This window comes from Nonomuraea sediminis, from assembly GCF_018531495.1.
GTDB classification, from domain to species: Bacteria; Actinomycetota; Actinomycetes; order Streptosporangiales; family Streptosporangiaceae; genus Nonomuraea; species Nonomuraea sediminis.
In genome coordinates, this window is sequence record NZ_JAHDTI010000003.1 from 1,082,630 (window position 1) to 1,107,006 (window position 24,377).

Sequence of the window (24,377 nt, forward strand, 5' to 3'; positions counted from 1 at the left end):
CAGTGTCTTGATTGATGCAGATGTAAGAAGGGTGCGGGCGTGTCGAATCCCAGCGAGATGTTCCGGCGCTACCTCAGCGCGATGGTGCTCAACAGCCTGGCCACGGCCGAGGCGGCCGGGCTTAACGCCACCGACTACTACGCGCTCAACCTGCTCGATCTGGCCGGTCCGCTCACCTCGGGCGAGCTGGCGATCCGCACCGGGCTGACCACGGGGGCCACCACCCGGCTCATCGACCGGCTGGAGAAGGCGGGTTGCGTGCGCAGGGTCCTGGATCCGGCCGACCGGCGCAAGGTCATCGTGGAGAGCGTGGGCACCCCGCCCGGGCTGGACAAGGTCCTGGAGGGCACGCGGCGACGGCTGGCCGAGGTGCTGATGAGCTACGACGAGGAGCAGCGGGCCGTGCTCTTCGACTACTTCGGCCGCGCGGCCACGGCCTACCAGGAGGCCACCGACGAGCTCAGATCGTGAGCGGTTCGCCCGTCGCCAGCACGCGGACCTCGATCCCCTCGGGCACGGCGGCGGCGAAGCGCTCAGGCGTGCCGTCGTAGCCGAGCAGGAGCCTGTCGCGCACCCGTCCGGCGGTGAAGGCGTAGTGGATGGGCACCGCCACCCGCGGCCGCAGCACGGCGGTCAGCTCGGCGGCCTCCTCGGCGTTCATGACGACCTGTCGGTTGAGCGCGGGCCTGATGTACAGGCCGTTGACCGGCATCAGCGCCAGGTCGATCTCGGGGAAGCGCCTGGCGACCTCGTCCAGCTCGGGGATGCGCATGGTGTCACCCCCGAAGAACACGGTCGTGCCGTCCTTCTCCACGACGAAGGTGACCTGCGGTACGGCATGCCTGGCGGGCGCCGCGGTGATCCGCGCCCCGGCGATCTCGACGCTCTCCCAGGCGTCCAGCTCGACCACGTGGGTGTAGCCCTTGTCCCGGGCCTGGTCGCCGATGCCCCGCTTGACCACCATCGGCACGTCCCGCGACGGATACGCGGCGAAGGCTTCCAGGTCGTAGTGGTCGTAATGGCCGTGCGTGGCCAGCACCCCGGCCAGCTCGGGCAGCTTGTCAGGGGTGCAGGCGAGCGGCTCGCCGTGCAGGTAGCCACGCCGCTCGGAGAACCACGGGTCGGTCAGGAAGGTCACCCCGTCGAAGTCGAGCAGCACGCACGAGTGGACGACGCGGGTCAAGGTGAGGGACACGACGCGCTCCTTAGGTAGACACCCGTAAGTAGACGCCCATCTGCTGACATGTGTCAATATAGGAGGCATGCGGGAGAAGAACCGGCGCGGCGAGGGCTCGAGGCTGCGCGAGGAGTTGATCGAGGCCGCCGGCGGCATGATCGAGGATGCCTACGGCGCCGTGAGCGCGCCGGTGGACGAGCTGCTGTCGCTGCGCGGGGTCGCCCGCGCGGTCGGCGCCGCGCCCCAGTCGGTCTACCTGCACTTCGGCGACAAGACCGAGCTGATCAGGGAGGTGATCGCGCGCCGCTTCCACGAGCTCGACCAGGCGATGGACACGGCCGCGGGCGCCACGCCCGCCTCGGCGCTGCGGGCGCGCTGCCTGGCCTACTGCGCGTGGGGGCTGGCCCATCCCGGGCACTACCGGCTGCTGTTCGAGTCGCGGGCCACGGCCCGCATCGGCGTCGGCTACGCCGACTCCCCCGGCGCGACCACCTTCGACGGGCTGCTGAAGGCGGTCTCGCCGCTGGTGCAGGGGGATCCGCACGCCGCGGCGACGAGCCTGTGGATCTCGCTGCACGGCATCGTCTCGCTACGCGTCAGCAAGCCCGGCTTCCCGTGGCCCCCGGTCGAGGACCTGGTCGACCGCGCCCTCGCGAGCCTCCAGCAGACGCCGCACCACCCGTAGCACATCCGTTGTACGTTCGAGCTATGGCGGCGCACTCGGATTTTCCGGAGATACCGCAGCGCGAGCTGCGCAATCACGTGAGCCGCGTCCTTCGGGACGTACGCGAGGGACACGCGTTCACGATCACCGTGGACGGGGCACCGATCGCCGACCTCGTTCCTCATCGAGCGGCGCACCGACGTACCTTCGTCCCGCGAGACGAGGTCCTGGCCGCATTCCGCGGCTTGACGGGTCCGGTCTCCAGTGAGCCGGTGGATGACACCATCTACGATCCCTACGACCGCGCGCACCGCCGCGGAGAATTTGCGCCGTGATACGCATCGAGGTTGCGCCCGAACGAGGGTTGATCGACACAAATATGCTGATCCTTCTGGACGAACTCAACGTCACCGAGCTACCGGCAGAGATCGTCATCAGGGCGGTGACGATGGCGGAGCTCGCCGCGGGCCCGCATTTCGCCACTGACCCCGACGAGCGCGCCAAGCGCATCGAGCGCCTGCAGAACGCCGAAGCGCTCTTCGACCCGCTCCCCTTCGACACTCGTGCCGCCCGGCGCTACGGCCACATCGTGGCCGCGACCATTGCCGCCGGGCGTAATCCGAAACCGCGCAGAGTGGACCTGATGATCGCGGCAATCGCCTCCGTCAATCAGCTCCCTCTCTACACGGTCAATCCTGATGACTTCAAGGATCTGGATTCTCTCGTCCCCGTCTTTCCTGTCACGCATCCGGACGCGCGCCCGCGGTGATGGTCAGTCACCCTCGGACTCGAGCAGGCTCTTCAGGTCGGACAGGATCTGCGGCCAGCCCTGGGTGATGGCCCGCAGGACCTTGCTGCCCGGCTCGAAGCCGTCGTGCACCACGGTGAGCTTGACCTGGTCGCCGACCGGCTCGAGGGTGAAGGTCACCTTCGAGCGCGGCTCGGCGGCGAACTCGGCCAGCCGGTCGTCGTCGAAGCCCGCCCGCTTGGCCCATTCGGGGGTGAAGGTGTGCCAGGTGTAGGACAGCCTGGTGTAGGGCTCGGACTCCAGGACGACCTGCTCCGGGTCCTCGATCCTGCCCTCGCGCTCCTCCCAGGCCATCGCCGATCCCGGCTTCCAGTCGGTGTGGAAGGTGACGCCCCAGTAGCGGCTGGTGAAGGCGGGCTCGGTCAGCGCGCGCCAGAGCCGCTCCGGGGTGGTTCTGATGTAGGTCGTGTAGACGAACTCGGTGTCGCCCATGCTCTCGTCCTCCAGTGCCGTCTTGAGGTCGGCGAGTGCCTGCACCCGGGCGCGGTCGTACTGGTTGATCCAGCGCTCGGCGATCGCGTTGATCGGCTCGGCGTTGAGGTAGTGCAGCTTCTCCCTGCCCCGCCACACGGTCGTGACCAGGTTGGCCGCCTCGAGCAGCGCCAGATGCTTGCTCACCGACTGCCGGGCCATGTCCAGCCCTGCGCACAGCTCGCGCAGGGTCTGCCCGTTGCGCGCGTTCAGGCTGTCGAGCAGCCGTGTGGCATACGAAAACGACTCCGCCCCACATGGGTGGAGCGGAGTCGTAACGGCGGGATGCGTCACCCTTCAGGAGTAGCGTCTCCCTGGAGGCGCTCAGCCGAAGTGCGGCGACCGGCGGTTGCGGCGGCTTGCCGTAACAGAGTCCTTACGGCCAGGTGACCGAGGGACGGAGAGGAACACCAGACCCGCCGGTGTCGTCGAGTTTGACGCCGAGGACCTGGTGGAGCTGGATCTTGTTGCGCTCGAAGCCGACGATGCAGCCGGCCATGTACAGCGCCCAGACGCGGGCCGTGCCGAGGCCGACCTCCTGGACGGCGTCCGCCCAGTTGGCGTCCAGGTTGTCGCACCAGTGGCGCAGCGTCTTGGCGTAGTGCTCGCGCAGGTTCTCCTCGTGGCGGATCTCGAAGCCGAGGTCCTCCATCTGCCTGACCAGCCAGCCCACCGACTCCAGCTCGCCGTCGGGGAAGACGTAGCGGTTGATGAAGCCGCCCTTGTTGAAGGTCTTCTCCGTGCCCGTCGGCCGGGTGATGCAGTGGTTGAGCAGGCGCCCGCCCTGCTTGAGCTTGCCGTACAGGAACTCGAAGTAGGACGGCACGTTGGCCTTGCCGATGTGCTCGGTGAGGCCGATCGAGCTGACCGCGTCGAAGCCGGTCTCGGAGACGTCGCGGTAGTCCATGTGGCGGACCTCCGCCAGGTCCTCCAGGCCCGCCTCCTTGATGGCGCGCTGGGCATACTCGGCCTGCTGCTTGGACAGCGTGACGCCGAGTGCCTTGACGCCGTAGTGCTTGGCGGCGTGCATGACCATGCCGCCCCAGCCGCAACCGACGTCGAGCAGGCGCATGCCGGGCTCGAGGCCGAGCTTCTTGGCGACCAGGTCGAACTTGGTGAACTGCGCCTCCTCCAGCGAGGAGGCTTCCTCGGGGAAGACCGCGCAGGTGTAGGCCATGGACGGGCCGAGCACCCACTCGTAGAAGCGGTTGGACACGTCGTAGTGGTGGTGGATCGCCTCGGCGTCACGCTGCTTGGCGTGACGGGAGCCGAGCCTGGCCAGCGCGCTCTGGCGCATCTCCTGCGGGGGCGGCGGCACCCGCATCAGGAGCGGCTTCATCCCCAGCGACCGCACAGCGTCCGCCTTTTCGCGGAAACTCAGGTCGTTGGTGGTGATGTTCCACATCCGGTCGAGCAGGGTGTACATGTCGCCCTGCACGTTGAGATGACCGGAGATGTAGGCCCTGGCGAGGCCGAGCTCGCCAGGCGCCTGCGCGAGGTAGGCCACCGCGATGGGTGACTTCACCTCGATCGTGATGTCCGCCCCGTCCGGACCCGCCTTGCTGCCGTCATAGGCATGGAACGCGATGTTGGTGTTCGCACCAACGATCTTCTCGAAGATGGTTGCAAGCGCCATCTGTCACCTTCCCCGCACACACTTGTCGTACAGGTCCAGCAGGCGACCGTTCGGGTCGTATTCCCGCTTGACCGGCCAGTAAGCATCGCCGTTGTACAGCTGCCAGAACTGCTCACGGGCGTAGAAAGAGGTCGAGTAGAGCGACTTGTGCCCGTCGAGGTCGTGCACGGCGTTCTCGATGAGCCGGTTGTAGTAACCGTCGAACTGGCCGCGCGGCAGCGGAACCATGCCCCAGAAGCCGAAGTTGACGTACAGCTTGCCCGGCTCGAGCGGATACAGCGGCCAGCGCGAGCCGGCCTTCAGCGGGCACATCCACACCGGCGTCATGCCCACCTTGTCGTGGAAGAACTCCAGGAACGCCGCGCCGCGTTCGATCGGCACCTCCACGTCCTGGATCACCGACTCCGACACCGGGCGCCCGGCCCAGCGGTCGACGCGGGCGGTCACGCCGTACTTGCGGTCGAGGGCGACCAGCCTGCGGTAGAAGTCGGAGCGCATGTAGCGGCGCGGCATGAGCGAGCGCACGACCGGCTGCTGCACGCCGAAGGCGCGCGAGCACCAGAACCAGTCGGTGTCCCAGCGCCACAGGTAGTCGCGGACGGTCAGCCAGTCGCGCTTACGCTTCCTGATCGACTGGTAGTAGATCCGCATGCCGGTGTAGTCGGAGACGTACGGCGCGCGGTCGGAGAAGCGGCCCACCGTGAGGTACATCTCGTCGGGGGTGAAGAACACCCCGTCCACGAAGTCGACCGGCTGGCCGTCGTGCTCCATCCCGTCGCAGATCTCCTGCATGGCCAGCATGCACTTGTCCACGTCGGTGAACTTGACGTGCGTGAGGTGCACGAACGGCTGGACCTTGCGAAGCCTGATCTTGATGCGGAGCGCGTAGCCGAGCGTGCCGTAGGAGTTCGGGAACGACCGGAACAGGTCGCTGTGCTCGTTGTCCTCGCGCGCCACGATGATGCGCCCGTCGCCGGTGAGGATCTCCAGTTCCTCCACCGACTCGTGCGGCAGCCCGTCGCGGAAGCTGGTCGACTCGATGCCCAGCCCGGTGACCGCGCCGCCCAGCGTGATCGTCTTCAGCTGCGGCACCACGTACGGCATGAGCCCGTACGGCAGCGTGGCGTCGACCAGGTGCTCGTAGGTCGTCATGCCCTGGACCTCGGCCGTCATGGAGACCGGGTCGACGCTGATGACCTCGTCGAGGTCCCTTGCCGACAGTCTGGCCGTCTTGCCCGCGTCACGGAACCTGAACAGGTTCGAGGTGGCCTTGGCCAGGCGGGGCGCGGCGTCGCCGGGAATCTCGGCGTACGACTGCCGGATCTGCTCTACTGCCCGTTGGTGTGTCGACATCGATGTCGCCACGGAAGCACCCCCTTGAGCTGGTAGAGATCGTCCGTAAGACCGTATCTCCCCAAAACACGACAGAACAGACCGGGGTGGTTAAAGGCACGAAAACTCATCATCGTGCCAGGTGATAACCCTACGCGGAGGGCGAACCGCCAAACTTCCTGGTGATCACCGGTGACACCCCGTTCACCACGTGCTCGACAGGCCGGCCTTCGAGCGCCGCGGTGAGATTGGCCATCGTAGCGGCGAGCAGCCGTCCGGTGGAGGCGGGGGTGACGCCCGCGACGTGCGGAGACAGCAAGATCCGATCGAGCTTGCGCAAAGGGTCGTCGATCGGCAGCGGCTCGGCGTCGAACACGTCCAGCGCGGCGCCGCCCAGGTGCGCCGACTCGATCGCGGCGACCAGCGCGGCCTGGTCGACGACGCCGCCCCTGGCCGCGTTGACCAACAGCGCGCCCTCCTTCATCCGCCTGGCGTCGATCATGCCTCTGGTCTCCTCCGACAGCGCGATCACCACGACCAGCACGTCGGACTCGGCGACCAGGCCGTCCAGCGGGGTGTAGCCGGGCTCGTCGCGCGGCGTGCGCGTCCAGTAGGCCACCTGGCAGCCGAGCGCCTCGAACAGCCGCTTGCAGATCGCCCCGATCGGCCCGAACCCGACGATGCCCACCCGCGAGCCCGCCAGCTCCCTCGGGCGCAGCTGCTGCTGCGGCCACTCCCCCGCGCGGACGGCGGCGTCGGCCTCGCCGAGCTTGCGGGCCAGCGACAGCGTGGCGGCCAGGCACCACTCGGCCACCGAGGTGGCGTTCACCCCCGCGGTGTTGGCCAGCGGCACCCCGGCCGCGGCCAGCGCGTCCAGGTCGTGGCCCTCCACGCCCACCGCGGGCTGCTGCACGAACGCCAGCCTGGGCGCGGCCGCGACCGCCTCGGCGTCCAGCGCCAGCGCGCCCGACCAGTCGCCGAGCACGATCTCGGCCTCGGCCAGCCCTTCGAGCAGGCTGTCCCGATCACGGGCGGCGGGGAAACGCACCTCCACCCGCTCGCCGAGGGGAGCCAGGACGGCCCGCATCAGGTCCTCGGGCAGCGGCGGCAGGGCCAGGAGGTTCCAGGGGGTCATCCCCCCACAGTAAAGCTGTCGATCACCTGGCGCATCAGCGATCCGCCGCGTTTCCACTGGGCCTCGGTCATGGTCCACGACACCAGGTAGGCCGTGTTCCCGACGACGACCGAGCGCTGCAGCTCGTGGTAGCGCTGCCCTGACACCGCCCACGGCCGGTCGCCGCCCGTCCCGCCGGTCCAGGTGAACTCCCAGTCGACGGCCTTGGTCCCCTGCTGGGTGACCCCGCGGCGGCGCACGGTCCGCAGGTCCCCGACGTACTGCCGCAGCTCCTCCTCCGAGTCGCGCACGTTCTGCGCGGCGTCGAGCTTGGCGTACAGCGCCTGGACGCCCAGGTGCCCGGTTCTGTCCAGGCGGGTCCACTCGGTGTAGGCGTCCTTCTTGGCGCCCTTCCACCCGATGGGCCGCATGATCGACCAGCCGTCAGGTGAGGTCCAGCCGCGCACCAGGGGCACCGGCTTGCTCGGCGTCGGAGTCGGCGTGGGGGTCGGGGTCTTCTTGGGGGCCTCGGTGGGCGCGGACGGCAGGGGGCTGGTGGCCGCCTGCTGGGTGACCTGCGGCGTGGCCCCGCCGGGCGCGGTGAGCGTGAGGTAGGCGACCGTCCCCCCGCCGCCGGCCACGGCGATCGCCGCCAGGGCCGCGATGAGCGTACGGCTGCCGCGGCGCGGCTCGGCCGGGGCCACGTGCCGGCCGCCCGCCTGGCTCCTGCCCGCGATGACGGCGGCCAGCAGCCGATCGGCCTCGGCGGCGTCGACCCGCTCGCTCGCCTCCTTGCGCAGCAGGCCCTGCAGCGGCGGGTGCATGATCGGCGGGATCCTGCGGTAGTCGGGCTCCTCGTTCAGCAGCGCGACCAGGGTTGCCATGGGTTCGCCGCGTTCGAAGGGCGAGCGCCCGATCAGCGAGGCGAACAGGGTGGCACCCAGCGACCACAGGTCCGAGGCGGGCCCGGCCTCTGCGGCCCTGACGCGTTCCGGCGCCAGGAAGCTCGGCGAGCCGGTCACCATGCCGGTCTTCGTGAGCGAGGCGTCGCCCTCGGCCATGGCGATGCCGAAGTCGGTCAGCACCGCCCTGCCGTCGTCGGTCAGCAGGATGTTGCTGGGCTTCACGTCGCGATGCAGGATTCCCGCCTCGTGAGCCGCGTTCAGTGCCGAGAGCACCTGGCGGCCGACGTCGGCGGCCTGCTCCACCGGCAGAGCGCCCGAGGCGGCCACGACCTCCTCGACGGACCGGGCGCGCACCAACTCCATGATGATCCAGGGACGGCCGTCCTCCTCGACGACGTCGTAGATCGCGACCACCGACGGGTGGTTGAGCCGGGCGGCGATGCGGGCCTCCCGGGCGGTACGCACCAGGTGACGCTCCTGCTCACCTGGGGAAAGCCCCTCCTGCAGCAGCACCTCCTTGACCGCGATGGGCCGGTTGAGCAGCGTGTCGCGACCCTCCCACACCACTCCCATGCCCCCGCGCCCGAGCTCGCGCAGTAACTGGTAACGCCCGGCGATCAGCCGATTCCCAGCAACCATGACCAACCCCTGTAGACCCTCCGAACAGTGGGCAAGTTTCCCATATCTCCCACTGCTCTCGTGGGAGGTCGGGAAGGACAGATCTGGAGGCGCCTTGCGGGTGAACACCGAATGTTGTTCTACTGAGGCGAGCGCCTCGAGCGTTCTACCAAGCGCTTGCTTGTGAATCCATAGCGGCCTACATTCGAGGAGATGTCCATGTCTGAAGCCCGTCAGGGCCCGCTGGCCGGGGTTCGCGTGCTCGAGCTCGCCGGGCTCGCACCGGGGCCCTTCGCCGGAATGATGCTGGCCGATCACGGCGCGGAGGTCCTGCGGGTGGACCGGGTCCCGGCCGTCACCGACAAGCCGCGCGCGGACGTCATGGACCGCGGCAAGCACACCATCGGGCTCGACCTGAAGTCGCCCGAGGGCGTGGCCGCCTTCAAGGAGCTGGCCAGGAACGCCGACGTGGTCATCGAGGTGTTCCGCCCCGGCGTGGCCGAGCGGCTCGGCATCGGCCCCGAGGACCTGCACGCCGTCAACCCCCGCCTGATCTACGGCCGGATGACCGGGTGGGGCCAGGACGGGCCGCTGGCACCGACCGCGGGGCACGACATCGACTACATCGCGATCTCCGGCGTGCTGTCGATGCTCGGCCGCGAAGGCGGCAAGCCGACCCCGCCGATCAACATCCTGGGCGACTTCGCCGGCGGCGGGCTCATGCTGGCCTACGGCGTGCTGCTCGCGCTGTTCGAGCGGGAGCGGACCGGCAAGGGCCGGGTGATCGACGCGGCCATGGTGGACGGCGCCGCGATCCTGTTCTCGATGTTCTACCACGGGGTGCAGAGCGGATTCTGGGGCCCGCGCGGGACGAACCTCCTCGACACGGGCGCGCCGCAGTACGACACCTACGAGACGGCCGACGGGCAGTACCTGGCGGTCGGGTCGCTGGAGCCGCAGTTCTGGGACGCGATGGTCTCGCTCATGGGCCTGACCGACCTGCCCGACCGGCACGACAGGAAGCAGTGGCCCGCGCTGAAGGCCCGCCTGGCCGAGGAGTTCAGGCAGCGGACGCGGGCCGAGTGGGAGGCCGTCTTCGAGGGTTCCGACGCCTGCGTGTCGCCGGTGCTGTCGATGGCCGAGGCCGTCGGGCACCCGCACAACGTGGCCCGCGGCAGTTTCGTCGACGTGGGCGGCATCCATCACCCCAGGCCCGCGCCCCGGCTGCTCGGCGAGCCCGACCAGGACCTGTCCCCCGCCACCCGCCTGGAGGACCTGTCGGCGTGGGGCATCCCCGCCGAGGACGCCGCCAAGCTGCGCTCGCAGGGGGTGCTGGGCTGATGGACGTCTTCGAGGCCCTCTACACCACCCGGGCAATGCGCAGGGTCCGGACCGACCCGATCCCGCCGGAGGTACAGCGCAGCATCGTGGACGCCGCGATCCGCGCCCCCAGCGGCGGCAACGCGCAGAACTGGCGCTTCCTGCTGGTCGACGACCCCGCCGTCAAGGCCGAACTCGGCCCGCTCTACCGCGACGGGCTGCGGCAGCTGTGGGAAGGGCACTACAAGGCGCTCAGGGAGAACGCCGACGAGCAGGCCCGCAAGGTGCTGGCCTCCGCCGAGCACCTGGCCGAGCACTTCGAGAGCTACCCGCTGATGCTGTTCGCCTTCGTCCAGTACGACCCGAGCGGCGGCTCGATCTTCCCTGCCGTCTGGAGCGCCCAGCTGGCCGCCCGCGCCCACGGTGTCGGCACCGCGCTGACCAGCATCCTGGCGCTCTTCCACGCCAAGGAGACGCTGCGGATCCTGGGCGTGCCCACGGACCAGAACTGGCGGCTGGCCTGCACGGTCACCTTCGGTTACCCGACCGGCCGGTGGGGCGTGGCGCCGCGCCGCCCCGCCCACGAGGTCACCTACCGCAACCGGTGGGAGGCCCCGCCCGGTTTCGAGATCCCCTCACCTCTCTGGGAGTGACGATGGACCTGCTCGACGGCGACCTGTACGCGAACGACCCCTGGCCGGTCTACGCGTGGCTGCGGGAGAACTCTCCCGTCCACCACGACGAGGGCAACCGGCTGTGGGGGATCTCCAGGCACGCGGACATCTCGACGATCGAGCGGGATCCCAAGCTGTGGACCAGCACCGGCGGCTACCGGCCGCAGCTGCCGAGCGACCCGTCGATGATCGGGATGGACGATCCCGAGCACGCCGAGCGCCGCCGGCTGGTCTACCGCCGCTTCACTCCGCGCTACGTGCACGAGCGCTACGCGGGCCGGATCCGGCAGGTGGTCGTCGAGCTGATCGAGGCGGCGCTGCGCGAGGGCACGGTGGACGCGGTGCCCGCGCTGGCCGCGCCGTTGCCCGCGCGGATGATCGGCTGGCTGCTCGGCTTCCCCGACGAGGACTGGCCGAAGCTGCGTCACTGGTCGGAGACCACGATCGTGGCGGGCGGCGGGGAGCGCTACGTCACCCACGAGGCCGCGGTGGCCGCTGGGGAGTACGGGCTCGCGGTGCTGGAGCTGGCCGCCGAGCGGCGCACCTGCCCGCGCGACGATCTGCTGTCGCTGTGGTCGGCCAGGCCGGACTACGACGACGAGCACCTGGCCAACGAGGCGCTGCTGCTGCTCGACGGCGGCGCGGAGACCACCAGGACGGTGATCGCGACGGCCATCGACGCGCTGATCAGGCATCCGGACCAGTGGGCGCGGCTGCGCGCCGACCCGGGGCTGATCGAGGGCGCGGTCGAGGAGTTCATCCGGTGGACCACGCCGATACTCAACATGTGCCGCGCGGCCACCCGCGACACCGAGCTGCACGGTCAGCTCGTCCGCCGCGGCGAGCAGGTCCTGCTCATGTACGGCTCGGCCAACAGGGACCCGGCGGTCTTCAAGGACCCGGAGACCTTCGACGTGACCCGCAGGCCCGGCGGCCACATCGCCTTCGGCCTGGGGACCCACTTCTGCCTCGGCGCGGCGCTGGCCAGGCTGGAGCTGCAGATCTTCTTCGAGGAGTGGGTCGCCAGGGTGGGCTCGGCGGCCTGGGCCGACGCGGAGGGGCCACGGATCATGCGCAACGCGTTCGTGCGCGGCGTCACGTCCTTCCCTGTCGTGCTCTCAGCCGCGCCGCGCGGGTGAACTGGTCGTCGAAGCGGCGTGGGAAGGGCAGGACGCGGTGGCGGTCACGGTGGGGGGCCGCCTGCCGTACCGTGTTGAAGCCCGCGGCGGAGACGATGCGGTCCGCCGTCGCGAACAAAGGCCACGCCGGGTTTATGACGACATGACGGATATCGGGGGGCAGCCCGTCCGGGGCGGCGGGTGAGATGAGGGCCAGGGAGGGCCTGGCGCCTTCGAGCGCGGCGCATTCGCGGGCGTAGGCCACCAGTTCCAGGGTCTCGTGGTCGGGGCCGGAGTGCACGACGAGCCAGTCCGCGGGGGCGGTCGCGGCGGGGGCGGGCGGGTCGGCCAGGTGGAGCGGGGCGACGGCGCCCGAAATTTCGCGCAAATACGTGAGATGAGGGTCCGTGACCGGCTCGACCAGCCAGGTGCGGTCGAAGCGCGGCGCGTCGTCCGGGATGAGCGGCCGGTAGGCCTCCCACAGCAGCAGCCGCGCCAGGTGCACCACCGCGACCCCGGCGGGCACGTCGAAGGCGCTCAGCTCCCCCTCGAGCCCAGCGGGGAAGGCGTCCACCACGAACTCCGCGGCGCCCTCCAGCATCCCCGGCGCGGGCGGCTCGGTCAGGATGACGGCCTCGGCGCCGGGGTGCACGGTGTGCAGGTAGGCCCGCATCCGCGTCAGATGCCCGAGCCCGCCGCCCCGCGCGTAGCAGACGATCATGCGAGGTCGCGGAACACCCGCAGGTAGCCCTCGGTCTCCGCGCCCACCGTGAAGTCCCTGCGCACCCGCTCGGCGGCGGCCAGCCCGAGCTTGGCCAGCTCCTCGTCGGTCGCCCGCCAGGCCCTGTCCACGGCGGCGCGGCAGTCGTGCGGATCGCCCGCACGGAACCTGAACCCGATCTCCGCGTCCACCAGGTCGCCGAGCCCGCCCGCGTCGGAGGCCAGCAACGGGATGCCGAGCGCGGCCGCCTCGAGCGCCACGTTGGGCAGCCCGTCGTAGAAAGAGGGCAGCGCGACCAGGTCGCAGGCGGCGTAGACGGCGGGCAACTCGTACCGGTCGAGGAAGGGCAGCCGGGTGTGCTCCGCCGCGATCTCCACGCCCTCCTCGAGCTCGCCCACGAGCAGCAGGTGGAAGTCGTAGCCGCGCAGCGCCTCCAGCAGGAACGCCACGCCCTTCTTGTTCTTCAGCTGCCCGACCATCCCGATCGTGCGCCTGCCCGCCCGGGCCCGCCGTTCGAGGCCCGCCGCCCGCTCCGAGGGCAGGATCTCCCAGTCGGCGGTGTCGAGCCCGTTGGCCACCCAGGTGACCGGCACGTCCGGCACCAGCGCGGACACCAGCGGCGCGTGGGAGGAGGCCACCACGCACACCCTGGCCGAGGCGCGCAGCGCGTCGAGCAGGGCGGCCCGGCGCCGCAGCGAGAACACCCCGGTGTCGAAGTCGTTGCCGCGCAGCAGCGTCAACAGCGGCGCGCCCAGCCAGGCCGACAGCACGGGCGCGGCCAGCAGGGCGTACGTCCCGCCGAAGGCCACCACGTGGGTGTACGACTCGCCCGCCAGCACCGTCCACAGCCGGCGCAGGGCGTGCTCGGGGTTGTCCTCGAGCGGCACGGTCAGCAGCCGCCCGCCGTACTCGGCCCGCACCTCCCAGGGACGCGCGCGCCTGGTCAGGTGCGCGAGGTCGAGCTCGACGCCCGCCCGGCGCAGGCCGCGCACGATCCTGTCGCACGACTCGGCCATGCCGCCGCGGCTGGGCGGGTAGTGCTCCGTGATCCACAGCAGGCGCATCAGCTGTCCACGAAGTCGTCGCCGCCGTAGTCGAAGTCACCCTCGCCGAAGTCGCCCTGGTCGTCGGGGTCGAACGCGCCGCGGTCGTAGTCGTCGAACGTGCCGTACCAGGTGGGGTCGGAGTAGGAGGTGGAGGAGAAGTGGTAGTAGCCGGTGCGGTATCCGCTGGTCCAGAACGGGTCGTACGGCGAGCCGTACCCCTGGGCGGTGGCGCACTCGGGGCAGAGCCCGCCGGCGTCATGCCGGTCGCAGATCGGCCTGCCGCAGCGCCCGCAGGCGGCCACGGCGGGCCGCCCGCAGCGGCCGAGCACGAAGAATCCGGTGCTCACCAGGCACGGGGTCACGCGGTCCTCCTCGTGGGGCCGGTCCACCTGAACAGCTCGGTCGCGACCGTCATGATGGCGCCGAGCTGGTCGCGCTCCGCCGGGAGCGGCACCTTGGCGCTGGCCCTGATCACGGTCTTGGGTCCTGGCTTGACCTTCACCCTGATCCACGGCGGCGGCCCGCCGGCCGGCTGCGCGGCGGGCTGTCCCTTGGCCAGCGCGCGGGTGGTGAAGATGCGCTGCACGGCCTTGGACTTGCTCTTGGTCTTGTACTTGCCGCTCCGGCTGGTCTTGGAGACCCGGCGGTGGCGGACGACGTCCACGACGCCGAACTCGAGCACGCTGCCGTCACGCAGCTGCGAGCGCACCCGCAGCCACGGGTCCTGCACCCACCACTGCACGAGCTTGCGGATCGGCCGCTGGACGGGAAGCTGCTGCTGCGGTCCCGCCTTGCCGGGCACGGAGTGGCCGCGCAGGTCGGCGTTGATCCCGAGCGCGCCGTCGGGTGCCACGTCCTCGCACAGCACCCTGATCAGCGGTACCAGCACGGTCTCCGTGCGGGCGGGCAGCCGCCACTTGCGCCGGTGGACCGCCTCGTTGTGCCGCGAAAGGCTCGCCACCAGCGCCGACCATTCGCTCGTCGGCAGCGTCGCGGAGAGCGTGTGCTCCCAGATCAGCTTCTGGTGCAGCGGGTGGAACTCGGCGATGGCCGCCTTGGTCTTCCGCCAGAACATGGCTCGAAACACTACACACGCCGGTAAACCTGGGCGAGCCTCTCGCGCGACTGGCTCCAGGCCGGCACGCGCCGCCTGGCCCGCTCGGCCATCTGCCGCGCCGCCTCCGGATACTCCAGCAGGATCCGGATCGCCCGCGCCAGCTCCGCCGGCCGGTCGGGCGCGACGAGGCGCCCGTCCTCCCCCAGGATCTCCCGTACGGCCGGCAGCGCGGAGGCCACCACGGGCGTGCCCGCGGCCATGGACTCCAGGATCTTCAGCGGCGCGCAGCCCTGGTCGAGGTTGCGGGGGCAGGCGGTCAGCGGGGCCACCGAGACCTCGGCGCCCGCCAGCCAGCCCGCGACCTGCTCGTGCGGGAGCATGAAGCGCCACACGATCCTGCCGTCCACGCCGAGGCGCTCGGCCAGGCGGAGGTAGGGCTTGGCCCGCCGTTCCTGGACAGAGGAGCAGATGACCAGGCTCAGGTCCGTCAGGTCGGCGAGCCTGGCGAAGGCCCTCATGAGCACGTCGACGCCCTGCCAGCGCTGGAGGGCGCCGACGTAGATCACGTACCGCTCCGGCGCGTCCTCGGGCCGGGGAGGCGCGTCCACCGGGTCGGCACCGTTGGGAACCAGGTAGATCTTTTCCTGATTTATCCCTCTTTTGCGGAGGGCGTCGCCGATGACGGCGGAAGGCACCACAAGGGCGTCGGCCGCCTCGAGGCAGTGCCGCTCCAGGTCGCGCAGCTTGGCCAGGGTGGCGGGGGCGGCGTGCGGCCAGGTGTGCGGCAGCTCGATCGACGGCAGCCCGTTGACCTCGTAGACGACCTTGTGCCCGTGGCCGAGCACCGGCAGCGCGCTCCACGGATCGCGCACGTGCACCAGTTCCAGCGTGCCCAGGTGCGGCCGCAGGTGCGCGGCCACCCAGGCGGAGTAGGCCTCCGCCCGGTCGATCAGGTTCGGGATCTGCTCGTCGAAGCGGGCGATCTCGATGTCGCCCTCGCGCTGGTAGCGCGGCAGCCCGCCCCCGCCCAGCACGCCGAGCAGGCCGCCGCCGTAGGCCGAGAACAGCTCGGCGGCCATCTGCCCGATATGTACGGCGGAGCCCTTGCTGGAGGGGAAGCGGTCGAAGGCGAAGTATGCGGCGCGCACGCCATCACCCTATGGGGCGCACCGTTTCGTAGGCCGAGTAGTCCTTCACCTCGAACTGGTCGTGCAGCCGCACGCCGTTGCGGTTGAGCTTGGCCAGGGTACGGGTGATCCCGTTCGGCACCACGTTGACCAGCCGCATCACCGAGACCAGCGCCCACAGGTCGAACGGCGACCCTGGCACGATCCGCTTGGCCGAGCCGATGGCGAACGCGCGGCTCTGCCGTACGTACTCGCCGATCTCGCGCTCGTAGGAGGGGAAGGCGCGGGTGTGGTCGCCGCCGAAGCGGGCCAGCTCGCCGGCCAGCACGTAGGCGCCGATCACGGCCAGGCTGGTGCTGCCGCCGACCGCGGGGCCGGGGCAGTAGCCGGCGTCGCCCGCCAGCGCGACCCGGCCGCGCGTCCAGGTGTCCAGGCGCAGCTGGGTGATCGAGTCGAAGTAGAAGGCCGGGGCGGTGTCGAGCATGCCGAGGATCCTGGGCACCTCCCAGCCCATCCCGGCGAAGTGCTCACGCAAGAGCTGCTTCTGCCGCTCGACGTCGCGGTAGTGGTACTCCAGCGGCTCCGGGGTGCGGAAGAAGAAGCCCGCGCGGGCGTGGTCGAGGTGAGCGGCGCCGTAGGTCCCGGCCATCCTCCCCACCTCGGCCACCAACTCCATGCGGCCGTCGAGTCCCAGGTAGTTGGGGATGGAGACGACTGCCAGGTAGGCCCCGATCCAGGCGGCATAGTCCTGCTCGGGGCCGAAGGTCAGTCGGCGGACGTTGGAGTGCAGGCCGTCGGCGCCGAGCACCAGGTCGAAGCGGCGGTCGGGACCGCGCTCGAAGCTCACCTCGCCGTCGTCGGAGATCGCCGTGATCGAGTCGTCGAAGACGTACTCCGCGCTGTCGCGGGTGAGGTCGTAGAAGATCTCGCTCAGGTCGTCGCGCATGATCTCGACGTGCCTGTCCGAGATCGCCGTGTAGAGGCGCCGCAGGTCCAGCTCGACCGGTTTGGCGCCCTTGCGGTGGACGGTGATCCAGTCCGTGCCCGTCTTCATGGCCTGGACGCGGTCGAGCACGCCCATTTTCTCGGCGATGTCCATCGCGGGCCTGAACAGGTCGACCGCGTGACCGCCCGTCTTGCGCAGGGTCGGCGCCCGCTCGACGACGGTGACCTCGAAGCCGTAACGCCCCAGCCAGTAGGCCAGGACGGGGCCGGTGATGCTGGCGCCGGAAACCAGAATTCTCATGACCAAACCTCCTTACTTAACGGATGGTAAGTGGCCTTTCGAGGCTACCGCAAGGTCTTACTTAACGATAGGTAAGCGATAGGCTGATCTCATGGCCGGCAGCGACACCAAGGAGCGGATCCAGGCGGTGGCCCGCAAGCTCTTCGTCGAGCAGGGGATCCAGAACACCAGCCTGCGGCAGATCGCCGACAAGCTGGGCATCACCAAGCCCGCGCTCTACTACCACTTCACCTCGCGCGACGACCTGGTGCGCAGCATCGTCCAGCCGCTGGTGGAGGAGATGGAGTCCTTCGTCGACGGCCAGGAACAAGGCGACACGCAGCAGCTGCTCGCCGACTACTTCGACCTGATCTGGCGGCACCGCGACGTGATCGGGATGATGGTGCGCGAGCTGTCCACGCTGTCCTACATGGACCTGGGCACCCGCATGTTCGTCTGGCGGCGGCGGCTGATCCTGCTGCTGCTCGGCCCCGATCCGACGCGGGCGCAGCACGTGGCCGCCACGGTGGCGCTGGGCGGGCTGGCCGACTGCGCGGTCGAGTACGCCGACGCGCCCGCCGAGGAGGTCAAGCCCGCCGCGGTCGCCGCCGCCGCCGCGGCGCTCGGGCAGGCGTAGAACCTCTCCTGTACGGCAGGCACGTCTTTACGGCAGGCACAGCGTGATCCCGCGGGACCGCGGTGCCCGGGGAACGTGACGCCGTGGCGGCGGGCAAGTGGCACCGACTCGCCGCAAGCGCCGGGCGCGGGCCCTCAGCCGGAGTGCGGCGGGCGGCTTGCCGTACGAGCTGTGTCTATACGGCGATGTAGAGGTCGGCGCCCTCGGGGTGGTGGATCTCCAGGTCCGTGGCGAAGGAGCGCGGCGGCGTGCCGCCCGACTCGGTGTGCTTCCACACCCGCATCCACGCGTCGATGATCGCCTGCGGCATCGGGCCGCGCGCCTCGAGCCTCAGGCTCTGGCCGGCGGGGACGCGGACGGCCACCATGCCCTCGGGCAGCCGCGGCACCGTCCGCACGCCGACGCCGACGATCTGGGTGTAGGCGCCGTGGTGGTCACTTTCGTAATCGGTGAGCACCGCGTACAGGTTCTCGTCGGTGCGTCCTGGCACGTGCGCGAAGGCCCCCGGCGCCCCCGCGCGCTGCCACAGCCCGGGCAGCTTGGCCTTGGCCGGGTCCATCTCGTCCGCGTTGATGGTGCGTACCGCATAGCCGACCACCAGCACTTCGGCTCGCTCGACGACGTCCACTCGTCCTCCAACCCCCATAAGTCTCCCGGGCCGATCATAAAGCCACCGTTGACCTGCCACCGCATAAGATGGACGAACGTGAAGTTCCTCAACGGCCAAGAGCCGCACTACGACCTGACCTACAGCGACGTGTTCATGGTCCCGTCGCGCTCCTCGGTCGGATCACGGCTCGCCGTCGATCTGTCCACCAACGACGGCACGGGCACCACGATCCCGATCGTCGTCGCGAACATGACTGCCGTCGCCGGACGCCGCATGGCGGAGACCATCGCGCGCCGGGGCGGCATCGCGGTGATTCCGCAGGACATTCCCATCGACGTGGTGGCCGACGTGGTCGACTGGGTCAAGAAGCGCGACCTGGTGCACGACACGCCGCTGACGCTCACGCCGCACGACACCGTGGCCGAGGCGCTGCAGCTGCTGCCCAAGCGCGCCCACGGCGCGGTCATCGTGGTCGACTGGGACAACCGCCCCGTCGGCGTGGTGACCGAGGCCGACTGCCAGGGTGTGGACCTGTTCACGCAGCTGTCGCAGGTGATGTCCAGCGAGCTGCTGACGCTGCCCGCCGGGCTGGATCCGCGCCAGGCCTTCGACCGGCTGCACGATGGGCGGCACCGGCTGGCGCCGATCGTCGACACCGGCGGCCGCCTGGTCGGGATCCTCACGCGGACCGGCGCCCTGCGTGCCACGCTCTACCAGCCCGCGGTGGACGCGGCCGGGCGGCTGCGGATCGCGGCAGCCGTCGGGGTCAACGGCGACGTGGCCGCCAAGGCCAAGGAGCTGCTCGAGGCCGGGGCCGACGTCCTGGTCGTGGACACGGCGCACGGGCACCAGGAGAAAATGATCTCCGCACTGCGCGCGGTGCGGGCGCTGGATCCCGGAGTCCCGGTCGCCGCGGGAAACGTCGTGACCGCTCAGGGGGTGCGGGATCTGGTGGAGGCCGGTGCCGACATCCTCAAGGTCGGGGTCGGTCCCGGTGCCATGTGCACCACCCGCATGATGACCGGTGTCGGACGCCCGCAGTTCTCGGCCGTCCTGGAGTGCTCCCTGGAGGCCCGCCGCCTCGGCCGCCACGTCTGGGCCGACGGCGGAGTCCGCCACCCGCGTGACGTGGCGCTCGCCCTGGCGGCCGGAGCGGCCAACGTCATGATCGGCTCCTGGTTCGCCGGCACCTACGAGTCGCCGGGCGACGCCCGGACGGACGCGGACGGCCGTCGCTACAAGGAGAACTTCGGCATGGCCTCGGCCCGCGCCGTCAGGCTCCGCACGGCGGAGGACTCCGCCTTCGAGCGGGCCCGCAAGGCGCTCTTCGAGGAGGGCATCTCCACCTCCCGCATGTACCTGGACCCGCGGCGCCCCAGCGTGGAGGACCAGATCGACGCGATCGTCGCGGGACTGAGGTCCTCGTGCACCTACGCGGGCGCCACGAACCTCGAGGAGTTCTACGAGCGGGCCGTCGTCGGCATCCAGAGCGCCTCCGGCTACACCGAGGGGATGCCGCTCCACCAGAGCTGGTAGCCCTTCAGTGGTGGTGGGTGTACTCGTGGCGGCGCCGGAGCATGGCGGCGAGCATGAGCGGGAACATGGCCACGTGAGCCGCGACCATCACGGTCATGCCGTCGATGGCGCCCAGCCACAGCAGCGGGAACAGCGGCACTATCGGCAGGAACATGGCCGCGCACATCTCCAGCGTGGGCACCCAGGCGTGCCCGCGAAAGCGCATCCACGCGGCCATCCCCAGCGACATGTCGAAGGCCATCAGCAGGTAGGCGAGCTCGGGCTCCCCGGCGTAGGACAGGTGGATCCCGAGCGCCGACCACAGCAGGTCGAGCGCGAACATCCCGACGAACATCGCGATGACCATCTCCACGTAGTGCACGGCGAACCGTAACGTCTGAGGCATGGCTCAACTGTCCGGGCACGCCGTACCCGCTCCCAAGCGGGAATGAGGGACAGGTCCGGAATCTTGGGTTCTCGGTCCTTCTGCCATACGGTCGGGGCATGACCGTGCGGCGGGTGGTCGTGGTCGGATACCACGCGGCGGAGTTGCTCGACATCGCGTGCGTGACCTCGAGCCTGATCGGCGCGAACGTCCACGGCGGCGCCCCGCTCTACGACGTGTGCCTGGCCACGCCGTCGGGCCTGCCGATCGCCTGCGCCAGTGGCCTGACGCTGCAGGGCGACCAGGCGCTCGAACGCATCACGGGCCCGCTGGACACGCTGGTCATATCCGGAGGCATCGGGCATGAGCTGGCCGCCGCCAACCGGGTGATCGTCGGCCACGTCCGCCGGCTGGCGCGGGAGAGCCGCCGCGTCGCGTCGGTGTGCACGGGCGCGGCGGTGCTGGCCGCCGCCGGCCTGCTGGACGGCAGGCGCGCCACCACCCACTGGGGGTACGCGACCACGCTCGCCGCCCGGCACCCCGAGATCACCGTGGACGCCGACCCGATCTTCATCAGGGACGGCAACGTCGCCACCGCCGCCGGCGTCACCAGCGCCCTGGACCTGACCCTGGCCTTCATCGAGGAGGACCACGGCGCCGACCTGGCCAGGGAGGTGGCGCGCAACCTGGTGACGTACCTGCAGCGGCCCGGCAACCAGGCGCAGATGAGCATGTTCACCCAGGGCCCGCCACCCGGCAACGGCCTGGTCAAGCGCATCGTCGACCACGTCACCGGCCATCTGGACGCCGACCTGTCCACGGCCGCGCTCGCCGCCGGCGTGGGTGTGAGCGAGCGCCACCTGACGCGGCTGTTCCTCAAGCACCTGGGGCTGACCCCTGGCAGGTTCGTACGGCGGGCCCGCACGGAGGCCGCCGCCCACCTGCTCGCCTCGACCTCCCTGCCGATGGCGGCCATCGCCACCCGGTGCGGCTTCGGCACGGCGGAGACCCTGCGCCAGGCCTTCGTCGACCGCTACGGCATTCCGCCGTCCCGCTACCGCCTCACCCAGTCCGCCCCATGAGCTCTCACTACGGTGTGCGGCGCCAGCCGCCGGCGCCGTGGATGCCGCCGTCCACGTGGAGGGTCGTGCCCGTGATGAACCCGGCCAGGTCTCCGGCCAGGAACACCGCGGCGGCCGCGGCATCTACGGGGTCGCCCAGGTGGCCGAGCGGCGGGAGCCGTACGGGCTCGTAGTCCTCGTAGTCGTCGGCGCGCAGGCCCAGCTCGCCCTCGGTGGGCAGGGCGTCGGGCGCGATGGCGTTGACCCGGATGCCGCGCGGGGCGAGCTCCAGGGCCAGCGACCTGGTGAGGCTCTCCACGGCCGCCTTCATCGCCGCGTAGATCGCGAAGCCGGGCGCCGCCTGGTGGGCCTCGCTCGAGGTGACGTTCACGATCGACCCCCCCTTCGCCATCAGCGGCAGTAGCCTCCGGATCATGCCGGTGACCTGGGTGAAGTTCTCCTCGACGAGGGTCCGCTCGCCGCGCACCGAGGTGTCGGCGAACGCGGCGTGGAACGTCCCTCCGGCATTGTTGACCAGGATGTCGACCTTGCCCCAGCGCTCCTCGACCGCCCGGGCGAACACGTCGACGGCCACCGGGTCGCGCACGTCCATGGTCATCGCCAGATCGGCCGTCGTGTCCGCCTGCGGGTCCCGGTCACATGTCGCCACGTGCGCCCCGAACTCCGCGAACGCCTCGGCGATGGCCAGACCGATCCCCCTGGCGGCTCCGGTGACCACGGCAACACGCCCGGTGAGCAGGATCCCATCGGGGGAAAGCGCGGCCATGGACGACGACAATATCCCGACCGCATAGAGTCGTCGGGACCATTCCAATCGTCAACAGGAGCATTCTGTGGCACTCGAGAAGCCGGAAATCGACTTCCCGGAGGGCAACCCGCCCGCCGACCTGGAGATCGTCGATATCGTCGAGGGGGACGGCCCCGAGGCCAAGCCGGGCCACAACGTCAGCGTCCACTACGTGGGCGTGGCGTTCTCGACGGGCGAGGAGTTCGACGCCTCGTGGAACCGTAACCAGGCCTTCGAATTCCCCCTCGGTGGCGGGCGCGTCATCGCCGGCTGGGACCAGGGCGTGGCGGGCATGAAGGTCGGCGGCCGGCGCAAGCTGGTCATCCCGCCGCACCTCGGCTACGGCGCCCGCGGCGCCGGCCCCCGCATCAAGCCCAACGAAACCCTCATCTTCGTAGTAGACCTCCTAGCAGTCCGCTAACCCCCCGGCCGGGGGCCCCAACCCCCGGCCCAGGGCCCCTCCCCCCACCATCGGCGCCAGCCCCCCGAAGCTCCTCCGCGGGAAACCGCAGCGCGAACGGCGAGCAGCCCCGTGACCACGGCGAGCGCCCAACGCATCGCTCGTAACGGCGAGCCCCCCGTGAGCCAACCCTGGCGCACGGAGACAGACGCCCGCACGCGACGGCGGTCGGCGCCCTACCCGGCCTGCCGTACACCCTCAAAACCAACAAACCAACAGCAACCACACCCCAGCTCGCAAAACACCCCACCTCCGGGGAGGAAATTTGTCGGCCGGGTGAGGCACGATAGGCCTGTGCTTCTGATCGACGTGGTGCGGGTATCCGAGGCGGTGGCGCGGACGTCGGCCCGCCTGGGCAAGATCGGCCACCTGGCCGAGCTGCTTGGCCGCGTGCCCCCCGAGGAGGCGGAGATCGCGATCTCCTACCTGTCGGGCGAGCTGCCTCAGCGCCAGGTCGGCGTGGGCTGGCGCACGCTGCAGGACCTGCCGGCGCCCAAGCTCGTAGCCACGGCAACCCTGACCGACGTCGACACGTTGCTGACCAGGATCAAGGCCGTCTCCGGGCAGGGCTCGCAGGCGGCGCGAAAAGCCCTGGTCACCGAGCTTTATGCGGCGCTGTCGAGCCAGGAGCAAGCGTTCGTCACGCGCCTGCTGGGCGGCGAGCTGCGCCAGGGCGCGCTCGACGGTGTGATGATCGAGGCGGTGGCCAAGGCTTCCGGCGCCCCGTCCGCTGATGTACGGCGGGCGCTGACGCTACGTGGCTGGCTGCCCGCCGTCGGCGCCGCGGCGCTGAGCGGCGGTGTGGAGGAGTTGCACGCCTTCCGGCTCGAGGTGGGCCGGGCCGTCGCGCCCATGCTGGCCGGAAGCGCCCCGAATGTCGCCGCCGCCCTGGAGAAGGCGGGTGCGCCCGCGGCGCTGGAGTGGAAGCTCGACGGCGTACGCGTGCAGACGCACCGCTCCGGGTCCGAGGTCAGGGTGTTCACGCGCACGCTCGACGACATCACCTCCCAGGTGCCCGAGTTGGTCGAGGCCGTGCTCGAGCTGCCGTCCGACGACCTTGTGCTCGACGGCGAGGTGCTCGCGCTGCGGCCCGACGGGCGGCCGCATCCGTTCCAGGTCACGGCGAGCCGGGCTACTAGCAAGACGAACGTGGACAAGCTTCGCGAGGAGACCCCGCTGAGCGTGTTCTTCTTCGACGCGCTCCGGGTCGACGGCGACGACCTGCTCGACCTGCCCTACTCCGACCGGCAGGAACGGCTCAGCCGGGCCCTCCCGCCGGGCCTGCTGACGCCGCGCCTGGTCACGGACGACGTGGCGAAGGCGGAGGCGTTCTTCACCGACGTGGTCAAAGCCGGGCATGAGGGCCTGGTCGTCAAATCGCTGACCTCGCCGTACGCCGCCGGCCGCCGTGGCGCCGGATGGATCAAGGTCAAGCCCCGGCACACGCTCGACCTGGTGGTCCTGGCCGCCGAATGGGGTCACGGCCGCCGCGAGGGCAAGCTGTCGAACCTTCACCTGGGCGCGCGCGACCCGGAGGGCGGCGGCTTCGTCATGCTCGGCAAGACCTTCAAGGGCCTGACGGACGAGCTGCTCGCCTGGCAGACGGAACGCTTCGTCGAACTGGCCGACGGCCCCACGGACGGCTGGACGGTCCAGCTGCGCCCCGAACTGGTGGTGGAGATCGCCTTCGACGGCGTCCAACGCTCACCCCGCTACCCGGGCGGCATGGCCCTGCGCTTCGCCCGCGTACTCCGCTACCGCCCCGACAAACGCCCCGACCAAGCCGACACAGTAGAAACCGTCCGCTGCCTCATGCTCTAACCCCCACGGCGAGCCCCTCTCGCATGCCGCACACCAGCCCCTGCACCCTCACCACGCGACCCAACCA

At 70.5% G+C, this 24,377-nt stretch carries 27 protein-coding genes; 12 read left to right on the top strand and 15 right to left on the bottom strand.

The features are described 5' to 3' along the window. The first annotated feature begins 39 nt into the window (after nucleotides 1-39). The gene (locus KIK09_RS19025) at nucleotides 40-471 is read left to right on the top strand and encodes a MarR family winged helix-turn-helix transcriptional regulator (RefSeq protein WP_308164180.1); all 432 of its coding nucleotides are present in this window, start codon (nucleotides 40-42) and stop codon (nucleotides 469-471) included. On the opposite strand, the gene KIK09_RS19030 is transcribed toward KIK09_RS19025, so the two are convergent. Then, nucleotides 461-1,195, bottom strand: a complete 735-nt coding sequence (locus KIK09_RS19030) for an MBL fold metallo-hydrolase (RefSeq protein ID WP_214320533.1) — start codon at nucleotides 1,193-1,195, stop codon at nucleotides 461-463. The genes KIK09_RS19025 and KIK09_RS19030 overlap by 11 nt on opposite strands. Nucleotides 1,196-1,262: 67 nt before the next feature. Here KIK09_RS19030 and KIK09_RS19035 point away from each other — a divergent pair, with 67 nt between their 5' ends. Genes KIK09_RS19035 through KIK09_RS19045 form a run of 3 tightly spaced genes read left to right on the top strand, consistent with a single transcriptional unit; the run spans nucleotide 1,263 to nucleotide 2,610 of the window. Continuing rightward, nucleotides 1,263-1,862 (top strand): TetR/AcrR family transcriptional regulator, encoded by a 600-nt coding sequence (locus KIK09_RS19035; RefSeq protein WP_214320534.1) that lies wholly within the window; start codon nucleotides 1,263-1,265, stop codon nucleotides 1,860-1,862. 23 nt (nucleotides 1,863-1,885) lie between these two features. Continuing rightward, complete coding sequence (locus KIK09_RS19040) at nucleotides 1,886-2,176, top strand: type II toxin-antitoxin system Phd/YefM family antitoxin (RefSeq protein ID WP_214320535.1); 291 nt, start codon at nucleotides 1,886-1,888, stop codon at nucleotides 2,174-2,176. Further along, entirely contained in the window at nucleotides 2,173-2,610 is a 438-nt protein-coding gene (locus KIK09_RS19045; protein WP_308164181.1) for a type II toxin-antitoxin system VapC family toxin, read from the top strand. Before KIK09_RS19040 ends, KIK09_RS19045 begins: the two co-directional genes overlap by 4 nt. 3 nt (nucleotides 2,611-2,613) lie before the next feature. Here the strand turns inward: KIK09_RS19045 and KIK09_RS19050 are convergent, their stop codons facing one another. From KIK09_RS19050 to KIK09_RS19070, 5 genes are all read right to left on the bottom strand, one after another. After that, nucleotides 2,614-3,414 (bottom strand): ArsR/SmtB family transcription factor, encoded by an 801-nt coding sequence (locus tag KIK09_RS19050; RefSeq protein ID WP_214320536.1) that lies wholly within the window; start codon nucleotides 3,412-3,414, stop codon nucleotides 2,614-2,616. Nucleotides 3,415-3,496: 82 nt separating this feature from the next. Continuing rightward, complete coding sequence (locus KIK09_RS19055) at nucleotides 3,497-4,756, bottom strand: SAM-dependent methyltransferase (protein WP_214320537.1); 1,260 nt, start codon at nucleotides 4,754-4,756, stop codon at nucleotides 3,497-3,499. A 3-nt stretch (nucleotides 4,757-4,759) separates the two neighbouring features. After that, nucleotides 4,760-6,109, bottom strand: coding sequence for an FAD-binding oxidoreductase (locus KIK09_RS19060; RefSeq protein WP_214320538.1), 1,350 nt, complete (start codon nucleotides 6,107-6,109; stop codon nucleotides 4,760-4,762). A 130-nt stretch (nucleotides 6,110-6,239) separates the two neighbouring features. Further along, a complete protein-coding gene (locus tag KIK09_RS19065) occupies nucleotides 6,240-7,223 on the bottom strand; it encodes an NAD(P)-dependent oxidoreductase (protein WP_214320539.1) in 984 nt (327 codons plus the stop codon). Beyond that, nucleotides 7,220-8,746 carry a serine/threonine-protein kinase gene (locus KIK09_RS19070; protein ID WP_214320540.1) on the bottom strand — a complete coding sequence of 509 codons (1,527 nt, stop codon included), beginning with the start codon at nucleotides 8,744-8,746 and terminating at the stop codon, nucleotides 7,220-7,222. The genes KIK09_RS19065 and KIK09_RS19070 overlap by 4 nt, the downstream gene beginning before the upstream one ends. A gap of 198 nt (nucleotides 8,747-8,944) precedes the next feature. On the opposite strand from KIK09_RS19070, the gene KIK09_RS19075 reads away from it, so the two are divergent. From KIK09_RS19075 to KIK09_RS19085, 3 genes are read left to right on the top strand one after another with little or no spacing between them, the layout of a single operon-like run. After that, complete coding sequence (locus KIK09_RS19075) at nucleotides 8,945-10,066, top strand: CaiB/BaiF CoA transferase family protein (RefSeq protein WP_214320541.1); 1,122 nt, start codon at nucleotides 8,945-8,947, stop codon at nucleotides 10,064-10,066. Beyond that, entirely contained in the window at nucleotides 10,066-10,698 is a 633-nt protein-coding gene (locus KIK09_RS19080; RefSeq protein ID WP_214320542.1) for a nitroreductase family protein, read from the top strand. Before KIK09_RS19075 ends, KIK09_RS19080 begins: the two co-directional genes overlap by 1 nt. 2 nt (nucleotides 10,699-10,700) lie before the next feature. Next, complete coding sequence (locus tag KIK09_RS19085; RefSeq protein WP_214320543.1) at nucleotides 10,701-11,858, top strand: cytochrome P450; 1,158 nt, start codon at nucleotides 10,701-10,703, stop codon at nucleotides 11,856-11,858. Here the strand turns inward: KIK09_RS19085 and KIK09_RS19090 are convergent. From KIK09_RS19090 to KIK09_RS19115, 6 genes are read right to left on the bottom strand one after another with little or no spacing between them, the layout of a single operon-like run. Next, nucleotides 11,815-12,558 carry a hypothetical protein gene (locus tag KIK09_RS19090; protein WP_214320544.1) on the bottom strand — a complete coding sequence of 248 codons (744 nt, stop codon included), beginning with the start codon at nucleotides 12,556-12,558 and terminating at the stop codon, nucleotides 11,815-11,817. The genes KIK09_RS19085 and KIK09_RS19090 overlap by 44 nt on opposite strands. Then, nucleotides 12,555-13,622, bottom strand: a complete 1,068-nt coding sequence (locus KIK09_RS19095) for a glycosyltransferase family 4 protein (RefSeq protein ID WP_250573251.1) — start codon at nucleotides 13,620-13,622, stop codon at nucleotides 12,555-12,557. The genes KIK09_RS19090 and KIK09_RS19095 overlap by 4 nt, the downstream gene beginning before the upstream one ends. Continuing rightward, on the bottom strand, nucleotides 13,622-13,966 hold the full coding sequence (locus tag KIK09_RS19100) for a hypothetical protein (RefSeq protein WP_308164182.1): 345 nt from the start codon (nucleotides 13,964-13,966) through the stop codon (nucleotides 13,622-13,624). The genes KIK09_RS19095 and KIK09_RS19100 overlap by 1 nt, the downstream gene beginning before the upstream one ends. After that, on the bottom strand, nucleotides 13,963-14,679 hold the full coding sequence (locus KIK09_RS19105) for a hypothetical protein (protein WP_214320546.1): 717 nt from the start codon (nucleotides 14,677-14,679) through the stop codon (nucleotides 13,963-13,965). The genes KIK09_RS19100 and KIK09_RS19105 overlap by 4 nt, the downstream gene beginning before the upstream one ends. 11 nt (nucleotides 14,680-14,690) lie before the next feature. After that, entirely contained in the window at nucleotides 14,691-15,809 is a 1,119-nt protein-coding gene (locus KIK09_RS19110) for a glycosyltransferase (RefSeq protein ID WP_308164183.1), read from the bottom strand. A gap of 4 nt (nucleotides 15,810-15,813) precedes the next feature. After that, entirely contained in the window at nucleotides 15,814-17,034 is a 1,221-nt protein-coding gene (locus tag KIK09_RS19115) for an FAD-dependent monooxygenase (protein ID WP_214320547.1), read from the bottom strand. A 91-nt stretch (nucleotides 17,035-17,125) separates the two neighbouring features. Here KIK09_RS19115 and KIK09_RS19120 point away from each other — a divergent pair, with 91 nt between their 5' ends. Then, nucleotides 17,126-17,650, top strand: coding sequence for a TetR/AcrR family transcriptional regulator (locus tag KIK09_RS19120; protein WP_214320548.1), 525 nt, complete (start codon nucleotides 17,126-17,128; stop codon nucleotides 17,648-17,650). 175 nt (nucleotides 17,651-17,825) lie between these two features. On the opposite strand, the gene KIK09_RS19125 is transcribed toward KIK09_RS19120, so the two are convergent. Further along, nucleotides 17,826-18,278 (bottom strand): GyrI-like domain-containing protein, encoded by a 453-nt coding sequence (locus KIK09_RS19125; RefSeq protein ID WP_214320549.1) that lies wholly within the window; start codon nucleotides 18,276-18,278, stop codon nucleotides 17,826-17,828. 78 nt (nucleotides 18,279-18,356) lie between these two features. On the opposite strand from KIK09_RS19125, the gene KIK09_RS19130 reads away from it, so the two are divergent. Beyond that, nucleotides 18,357-19,796: a GuaB1 family IMP dehydrogenase-related protein gene (locus KIK09_RS19130; protein WP_214320550.1), complete on the top strand. Its 1,440-nt coding sequence runs from the start codon at nucleotides 18,357-18,359 to the stop codon at nucleotides 19,794-19,796. 4 nt (nucleotides 19,797-19,800) lie between these two features. Here the strand turns inward: KIK09_RS19130 and KIK09_RS19135 are convergent, their stop codons facing one another. After that, complete coding sequence (locus tag KIK09_RS19135; protein WP_214320551.1) at nucleotides 19,801-20,181, bottom strand: hypothetical protein; 381 nt, start codon at nucleotides 20,179-20,181, stop codon at nucleotides 19,801-19,803. Between the two features lie 98 nt (nucleotides 20,182-20,279). Here KIK09_RS19135 and KIK09_RS19140 point away from each other — a divergent pair, with 98 nt between their 5' ends. Beyond that, nucleotides 20,280-21,242: a GlxA family transcriptional regulator gene (locus KIK09_RS19140; protein WP_214320552.1), complete on the top strand. Its 963-nt coding sequence runs from the start codon at nucleotides 20,280-20,282 to the stop codon at nucleotides 21,240-21,242. A gap of 7 nt (nucleotides 21,243-21,249) precedes the next feature. On the opposite strand, the gene KIK09_RS19145 is transcribed toward KIK09_RS19140, so the two are convergent. Beyond that, nucleotides 21,250-22,008: an SDR family NAD(P)-dependent oxidoreductase gene (locus tag KIK09_RS19145; RefSeq protein WP_214320553.1), complete on the bottom strand. Its 759-nt coding sequence runs from the start codon at nucleotides 22,006-22,008 to the stop codon at nucleotides 21,250-21,252. 67 nt (nucleotides 22,009-22,075) lie between these two features. Between KIK09_RS19145 and KIK09_RS19150 the strand changes: the two genes are divergently transcribed. Further along, nucleotides 22,076-22,450 (top strand): FKBP-type peptidyl-prolyl cis-trans isomerase, encoded by a 375-nt coding sequence (locus KIK09_RS19150; protein ID WP_214320554.1) that lies wholly within the window; start codon nucleotides 22,076-22,078, stop codon nucleotides 22,448-22,450. Nucleotides 22,451-22,783: 333 nt separating this feature from the next. Beyond that, the gene (locus KIK09_RS19155; protein ID WP_214320555.1) at nucleotides 22,784-24,310 is read left to right on the top strand and encodes an ATP-dependent DNA ligase; all 1,527 of its coding nucleotides are present in this window, start codon (nucleotides 22,784-22,786) and stop codon (nucleotides 24,308-24,310) included. The last annotated feature ends 67 nt before the right edge of the window (nucleotides 24,311-24,377 follow it).

Excerpts from the sequence above, each read along its gene's own strand:
- KIK09_RS19035 (WP_214320534.1), top strand. The coding sequence starts at position 1,263 with ATGCGGGAGAAGAACCGGCGCGGCGAGGGCTCGAGGCTGCGCGAGGAG.
- KIK09_RS19040 (WP_214320535.1), top strand. The coding sequence starts at position 1,886 with ATGGCGGCGCACTCGGATTTTCCGGAGATACCGCAGCGCGAGCTGCGC.
- KIK09_RS19055 (WP_214320537.1), bottom strand. The coding sequence starts at position 4,756 with ATGGCGCTTGCAACCATCTTCGAGAAGATCGTTGGTGCGAACACCAAC.
- KIK09_RS19060 (WP_214320538.1), bottom strand. The coding sequence starts at position 6,109 with ATGTCGACACACCAACGGGCAGTAGAGCAGATCCGGCAGTCGTACGCC.
- KIK09_RS19065 (WP_214320539.1), bottom strand. The coding sequence starts at position 7,223 with ATGACCCCCTGGAACCTCCTGGCCCTGCCGCCGCTGCCCGAGGACCTG.
- KIK09_RS19070 (WP_214320540.1), bottom strand. The coding sequence starts at position 8,746 with ATGGTTGCTGGGAATCGGCTGATCGCCGGGCGTTACCAGTTACTGCGC.
- KIK09_RS19075 (WP_214320541.1), top strand. The coding sequence starts at position 8,945 with ATGTCTGAAGCCCGTCAGGGCCCGCTGGCCGGGGTTCGCGTGCTCGAG.
- KIK09_RS19080 (WP_214320542.1), top strand. The coding sequence starts at position 10,066 with ATGGACGTCTTCGAGGCCCTCTACACCACCCGGGCAATGCGCAGGGTC.
- KIK09_RS19085 (WP_214320543.1), top strand. The coding sequence starts at position 10,701 with ATGGACCTGCTCGACGGCGACCTGTACGCGAACGACCCCTGGCCGGTC.
- KIK09_RS19090 (WP_214320544.1), bottom strand. The coding sequence starts at position 12,558 with ATGATCGTCTGCTACGCGCGGGGCGGCGGGCTCGGGCATCTGACGCGG.
- KIK09_RS19095 (WP_250573251.1), bottom strand. The coding sequence starts at position 13,622 with ATGCGCCTGCTGTGGATCACGGAGCACTACCCGCCCAGCCGCGGCGGC.
- KIK09_RS19105 (WP_214320546.1), bottom strand. The coding sequence starts at position 14,679 with ATGTTCTGGCGGAAGACCAAGGCGGCCATCGCCGAGTTCCACCCGCTG.
- KIK09_RS19115 (WP_214320547.1), bottom strand. The coding sequence starts at position 17,034 with ATGAGAATTCTGGTTTCCGGCGCCAGCATCACCGGCCCCGTCCTGGCC.
- KIK09_RS19120 (WP_214320548.1), top strand. The coding sequence starts at position 17,126 with ATGGCCGGCAGCGACACCAAGGAGCGGATCCAGGCGGTGGCCCGCAAG.
- KIK09_RS19135 (WP_214320551.1), bottom strand. The coding sequence starts at position 20,181 with ATGCCTCAGACGTTACGGTTCGCCGTGCACTACGTGGAGATGGTCATC.
- KIK09_RS19140 (WP_214320552.1), top strand. The coding sequence starts at position 20,280 with ATGACCGTGCGGCGGGTGGTCGTGGTCGGATACCACGCGGCGGAGTTG.
- KIK09_RS19145 (WP_214320553.1), bottom strand. The coding sequence starts at position 22,008 with ATGGCCGCGCTTTCCCCCGATGGGATCCTGCTCACCGGGCGTGTTGCC.